Source organism: Thalassiella azotivora (assembly GCF_054781695.1).
The window spans coordinates 42,041-48,371 of sequence record NZ_BAAGTX010000029.1 but is presented as its reverse complement, the minus strand read 5'-3'; the positions used below and the strand labels follow the sequence as shown (position 1 = coordinate 48,371).

Annotated in this window: 4 protein-coding genes and 1 pseudogene; 3 read left to right on the top strand and 2 right to left on the bottom strand. The window is 75.7% G+C overall.

Annotated features, from left to right (window positions below):
• Positions 1-376: 376 nt before the first annotated feature.
• Positions 377-2,020, bottom strand: a pseudogene (locus ACYVQV_RS17125) (sensor histidine kinase); the annotation flags it as partial.
• A gap of 377 nt (positions 2,021-2,397) precedes the next feature.
• Here ACYVQV_RS17125 and ACYVQV_RS17120 point away from each other — a divergent pair.
• The 3 genes from ACYVQV_RS17120 (at position 2,398) to ACYVQV_RS17110 (ending at position 5,168) form a co-directional block, all read left to right on the top strand.
• Positions 2,398-3,015: an NTP transferase domain-containing protein gene (locus ACYVQV_RS17120; RefSeq protein WP_461024529.1), complete on the top strand. Its 618-nt coding sequence runs from the start codon at positions 2,398-2,400 to the stop codon at positions 3,013-3,015.
• A 75-nt stretch (positions 3,016-3,090) separates the two neighbouring features.
• A complete protein-coding gene (locus ACYVQV_RS17115; protein ID WP_461024528.1) occupies positions 3,091-4,122 on the top strand; it encodes an SDR family NAD(P)-dependent oxidoreductase in 1,032 nt (343 codons plus the stop codon).
• A 62-nt stretch (positions 4,123-4,184) separates the two neighbouring features.
• On the top strand, positions 4,185-5,168 hold the full coding sequence (locus ACYVQV_RS17110) for an NAD(P)H-quinone oxidoreductase (RefSeq protein WP_461024527.1): 984 nt from the start codon (positions 4,185-4,187) through the stop codon (positions 5,166-5,168).
• An 18-nt stretch (positions 5,169-5,186) separates the two neighbouring features.
• On the opposite strand, the gene ACYVQV_RS17105 is transcribed toward ACYVQV_RS17110, so the two are convergent.
• Complete coding sequence (locus ACYVQV_RS17105; protein WP_461024526.1) at positions 5,187-6,314, bottom strand: GNAT family N-acetyltransferase; 1,128 nt, start codon at positions 6,312-6,314, stop codon at positions 5,187-5,189.
• Positions 6,315-6,331 lie beyond the last annotated feature (17 nt).

The window sequence follows — 6,331 nt, the reverse complement described above, 5'->3', positions numbered from 1 at the left end:
CAGGGGGTCGACGCGGCTGTCCCCGTCGAACACCTGGAACATCACCGCCGGGTACCGGGTGCCCTCGCGCACCCGGTGGTACGGCGAGTACGCGTGTGCCACCACCGCGGCGGGGGAGCCCGCCGTCGGTCACGGGGGCGGCGCTGTCGTCGGCGGGTGCCTTCGGCGCCTCCGGCGCGGTGGGGGCGGGCGGGGTCGCCGGGGAGCCGGCGCGGGCCGCGGCGGTGTCGGGCAGGGAGATCTGCGGGCTGTCGCCGCTCTCGACCGCCGGGGCGTCGGCGGGACCCTCGAGCACGGTGCCGGCGACGAACAGGGCCGGGGGCAGCTCGATCGTGATGACCGTGCCGCGGCTGCGGCCGGCCTTGAGCGTGACCTTGGCGTCGAGCTTGCGGGCCAGGCGGCCGACGACGAAGAAGCCGAGGCGCTGGGCGCCGACGACCTCGCTGGCGGGCGGGTCGGAGATGCGGGTGTTGGCCTGCGAGATCTCCTCCGGGGACATCCCCAGGCCGTCGTCGGTGACGGTGACGACGACCCCGCGGTCGGTGCTGCCGGTGCTGACCACGACACGGGTGTCGGGGTCGGAGAAGCGGGTCGCGTTCTCCAGCAGCTCGGCGAGCAGGTGCGCGGTCGACAGGGCCATGTGGCCGACCATCGGCGGGTCCACGCGCAGCGCCAGGTCGACGCGCTCGTAGTTCTCGATCTCCGAGGACGCCGTGCGGATCACGTCGGACAGCGGCATCGGGCGGCGCAGGCGGCGACCGGTGTCGATGCCCGCCAGGACGAGCAGCGACTCGGCGTTGCGGCGCATCCGGGTGGCGAGGTGGTCGAGCTTGAAGAGGTTCTCCAGCGTCGCCGGGTTCTCCTCGGAGCGCTCGAGCTGGTCGATGAAGGACAGCTGGCGGGACAGCAGGACCTGGTCGCGGCGGGCGACGTTGACGAACATCGCGGCGATCGAGCCGCGCAGCGCGGCCTGCTCCTGGGCGACGGAGACCGTCGTCCGGTTGACGTCGTTGAACGCGGCGGCCAGGCGGCCGACCTCGTCCTCGGACTGCACGGGGATCTCGGGCAGCTCCAGGCCCGGGCCCTCGCCCGGGGTCTGCATCCGCTCGACCATCTCCGGAAGCGCGCTGCGGATCTCGCCGGCGGCGCGGGTCAGGCCGCGCAGCGGCCGAGTGATGCCGCGGGCGATGTAGAGGGCGAGCAGGACGGGCAGGAGGACGGCGAGCAGCGCGCCGATCGCGACCTGCCAGGCCCGGGTCGTCGCGTCGGACGCGATCGAGCCGGCCTCGGAGTTGGTCATCTCGTTGACCGTGTTCAGGACGCTGTCGAGCTGTGCCTGCTCGGCGTCGGTCGCGGCGCGCCACTGCGCCACGTCGATGTTGTCGATGATGCCGTCGGCGTCCTCGACGGTGCGCTGGCGGGCGAGCTGCAGCGGGTAGGCGGTCGCGGGCAGCCGGACGTCCTGGGTCGCCAGCTGCGGCGCCACGGCGTCGCGCAGCGCGGTCTGCGCAGCGATGAGGGCGGCGTGCCGGTCGCGCATGTCCGGGGTGTAGCCACCGGCGGAGACGCCGGCCAGGCCGAGGTCGGACTCGAGGGCGATGGCCTCGCTGAGCCGCTGGATCTGCGCGTACGAGCGGTTCTGGATCGCGACGTCGCGGTCCTCGGTGAGGTTGGCGATCGCGTCGCCGAGGTACACGTCGGCGGCGATGACCTCGGAGTACGCCTCGGACGCGGAGGTCGGCGTGAGCACGCCGCCGTCGACCTGGCGACGGATGTTGTCGATGCTGTCGTGCGCGGCGACGGCGGCGAGGATGGCGTCGCGGGCGGCCACGTCCAACGTGTCCAGGTTCAGCGAGCTCGAGCCGCCACGGACCTGGGACATCCCCGCGCTGATCTTCGCGCGGACCTCCTCGAGCACCGGGCGCTGCGACTCGTCACCGGCGAGGACGGCCACGGTCAGCGTGCGCTCGGCCTGCAGGCCCTTGACGAGCTCGCGCACCCCCGGGGAGATGTCGGTCATCTGCTCGACCTGGCGAGCGCGAGTGGCGTCCTGCACGGCGCTGTTGGCGATGAACCCCGCCATCAGCACCATGACCAGCACGGGCAGCGTCAGGACGACGAGGATCTTCCCCCTGATGCCCAGCTTGCGCAGCATCCGTGCACCGAGATTGCGCATGGCGACCTTCCACTCGTAGCCGGTGTCCGTACGGACCCCAGGCACCCCGGACACGGGGTACCAGTCCGTACTGCTTCGGCCGGGCCCGGCGGGGCATTGACGACCTGCGGCCGTCACGGGGCCGGTTTCACCCGTTCGGAGTGCCCGCGCACGGGCGCGTCGGCTTGCGCCGCTCACCCGGCGCGTCGTACGGGCGCGCCCCGGCGGGCAGACTGGTCGTCGTGAGGTACCCGGGTCAGGCGGTCGGGACGGCGCGCTGGGCGGCGGTGGTGCTGGCCGGCGGCCGGTCCCGGCGTTTCGGCGCGGACAAGCTGGCTGCCCCGTTCGGGGGGCGGTCGCTGCTGCGGGTGGCGCTGGACGGGGTCCTGGCGGTCGACCCCCCGCCGCTCGCCCCGGTGGTCGTGGTGGGCCCGGCCCGGCCCGACCTGCCCTCCGGGGCGCGGTTCACCCGGGAGGACCCGGTGGGGGCCGGACCGGCGGCGGCCGCCGTCGCCGGCGCGCGGTGCGCCCCGCCGGCCGACGTGGTGGTGCTGCTGCCCGGTGACGCGCCGTTCGCCGCGGAGGCGGTCCCGGCCCTGCTGGCGGCGCTGGCGCCGGTCGCCCACCCGCCGGCGGACGCCGCGGTCGCCGTGGACGGCGCCGGGTTCCGCCAGCACCTGCTGGTCGCCGTCCGCGGTGCCCTGCTCGCCGAGTGCACCGCGGCCCCCGGCGCACCCGCGCGGCGGCTGCTGGACGGCCTGGACGTGGTCGAGGTGCCGGTGACCGGTCGGGGGGTGCTGGACGTCGACGACCCGGCCGCCCTGGAGCGCGCGCTGGCCGCGGACGACGTCCCGCGCTGACCGGCGCCTCCCCGGTCGGCACCGTGGGCGGCCCGCCGACGGGCCGACGCGCTGCGGCGTGCCTACCGTGACGGGATGGGACGACGGGGCGCGCAGGCGGGGCAGTCGGGGCGGTCGCGACAGGGCGCGGCCGGGGGCCAACCCCCGGTCGCGGTGGTCGCCGGTGCCTCCCGGGGGCTGGGGCTGCTCATCGCCCGGGAGCTGGCGGACCGCGGGTACCGGCTGGCCATCTGCTCCCGCGACCCGGTGACCCTCGAACGGGCCCGGGCCGAGATCGCGGGTCGCGGGGCCGACGTCCTGTCGGTCCCGTGCGACGTCACGGACCCCGATGCCGTCGACGGGTTCGTCCGGGCCGTGGAGCGCCGGTTCGGGCGGGTGGACGTGCTGGTGGCGGTCGCCGGGATCATCCAGGTCGGGCCGGTGGCGTCGATGACGCGCGAGCACTTCGCCCGGGCGGTGGACACCATGCTGTGGGGGCCCGTGCACCTGTCCCAGGCGGTGCTGCCGGGGATGCGGCGGCGGGGCAGCGGGCGGATCGCGACCATCACCTCGATCGGCGGCCGGGTCAGCGTGCCGCACCTGCTGCCGTACTCGACCGCGAAGTTCGCCGCCGTCGGGTACAGCGAGGGCCTGCGCGGGGAGCTGGCGGGCACCGGCGTGAAGGTGACGACCGTCGTGCCGGGGCTGATGCGCACCGGGTCGCACCTGCGCGCGCACTTCACCGGCGCCCAGGAGAAGGAGTACGCCTGGTTCGCGCTCGGCGCCTCCCTCCCGCTGGTGTCGATGGACGCCGAGCGCGCTGCACGGCGCATCGTGGACGGCGTCCTGGCGGGCCGCCGCGAGGTCGTGCTCACGCCGATGACGCACGTGGCGATGCGCCTGCACGGGCTGGCGCCGGCGACGACGACGGCGCTGATGGAGCTGATGGGGCGGCTGCTGCCGTCCGCGCCGCAGGCGGGCCGGGGCGGGACGGTCGACGCCCAGGTGCCCGGGGAGCCGCCGGGGACGGTCGAGGGCAGGGACGCCGACCGGTCCCTCGGCTCCCGGACGCTGCGGGCCGTGACCGTCCTGGGCCGGCGCGCCGCACGCCGCAACAACGAGTCCTGACCCGCCCGTCGCGGTGCCCGCCCACCGCGACGGGGCCACGCCCGCCTCGTAGGCTCGCGGCCATGCGCGCCGTGACGATCCGTGAGCCCGGGGACCCCGACGTCCTGACCGTGTCCGACGTGGACGACGTGACCGCCGGGCCGGGCGAGGTCGTCGTGGACGTCGTCGCGACGGCCGTGAACCGCGCCGACGTCATGCAGCGCCGCGGCTTCTACGACCCGCCCCCGGGTACGTCCCCGTACCCGGGGCTGGAGTGCTCGGGCCGGGTCGCGGAGGTGGGCGAGGGCGTCGAGGGCTGGTCGGTCGGCGACGAGGTGTGCGCGCTGCTCACCGGCGGCGGGTACGCCGAGCGGGTCGCCGTCCCGGCCGGGCAGCTGCTGCCCGCCCCGGCGGGGGTCGACCTGGTGGACGCAGCGGGCCTGCCGGAGGTCGTGTGCACGGTGTGGTCGAACGTGTTCATGACGGCGAACCTGCGCGAGGGCGAGCTGCTGCTCGTGCACGGCGGGTCCAGCGGCATCGGGACGATGGCGACCCAGCTCGCCACGGCGTTCGGCGCCCGGGTCGCGGTGACGGCCGGGTCGGCCGAGAAGCTGCAGCGGTGCGCGGCGCTGGGCGCCGACGTCCTCGTCGACTACCGCGAGCAGGACTTCGTCGAGGAGGTGCGGGCCGCCACCGGCGGCCGCGGCGCCGACGTCGTCCTGGACAACATGGGCGCCAAGTACCTGGCCCGGAACGTCGACGTGCTCGCGCCGAACGGCCGGCTGGTGATCATCGGCATGCAGGGCGGCCGCAGGGCCGAGCTCGACATCGCCGCGCTCATGGGCAAGCGCGCCGCGGTGATCGGCACGACCCTGCGGGCCCGGCCCGCGCCGGAGAAGGCCGCGATCGTCGCCGCCGTCCGCGAGCACGTCTGGCCGCTGGTCGAGTCGGGCCGGGTGCGGCCCGTCGTGGACAGCCGCTACCGGCTGGACGACGTCGTCGCCGCGCACGAGCACCTGGAGTCGTCCCGGCACGTCGGCAAGGTGCTGCTCACCGTCCGGGACTGACCCCAGGCGCCCGCCGGGTCAGCCCGCCTGCGGGTACTCCTCCTGGACCGCCAGGTCGGTGTGCCACGACTGCGTCGTCGTGTACGTGACCCAGCCCAGGCCGGTGTAGAGGCGGTCCGCGCCCGTCGGGGAGTCGGCGTCGACCTCCAGGCCCACGGCCTTGCGGCCGCGGCGGGCGGCGTCGGCGATGACGGTGTGCAGCAGCGCCTTGGCGACGCCGCGCCCCCGGGCGTTCTGCAGCACCCCGATGTAGGAGACGTAGCTGCTGTCGGGCTCGCCGTCCTCCCCGCGGCTGACGGTCGCGACGAGCGCGCCGGCGGGTTCGAGGTCGCCCCGCTCGTCGGTGACCTCGGCGAGCCACCAGTGGTCCCAGCGGTGGCCGGCGTCGGCGCGCAGCCGGGTGAGGAACTCGTCGAACGTCTCGGGCTTGGAGTTGAAGTGGTCGGCGAACGCGCCCTCGAGGACGTCGTGGACGGCCCTCAGGTCGTCCTCCTGCGGCATCCCGTCGGCGCCGCGGGCGACGCGGCGGATGACCACGCCGTCGGCGAGCGGCGGGAAGGCGCCGGGCTCGGCCTCGGAGGGGTCGACCGGCCGCTTCATCTGCCACCAGGACCGCACCTGGACCAGTCCCGCGTCCTCGAGCCAGCGCTGCTGGCGGGGGTCGGAGGCGAAGGCCCCGCAGTCGAGCTGCGTGGTGTCGAGGCCGCGCTCGCGGCCGATCCGGACGGCGACCTGCTCGGCCCACTCGTACAGGGCGCCGCCGAGCGCGTCGGCGACGGCGTCGTCCAGGTCGGGGTCGACGGTGACGTCGGCCATCACCCGACCGGCGGCCCGGTCCTGGACGGCGCCCCAGGCGCGCGCCCGGCCGTCGGGGTCGCGCACGAGCACGTGCTCGCGCATCTCGGCGCCGTCGCCGACGACGTCGGCGTGGACGACGTCGGTCGACGCGCCGCTGCCCCCGCGGGCGGCGAGCTCGTGCCGGCGCAGCAGGTCCACGAGGTCGGGGACGTCGGCCTCCCCGGGACGTGACACCACCCACCCGGGGGGTACGGGCACGGGCGACGTGACCTGCGGTGCGGCGGCTGCCGGGTGCTGCGTGTCGGTGGCGGACGAAGACGGCTGGGGTTCCTTCTCGTCGTGGTGCACCGGCCGATTCTCCCAGA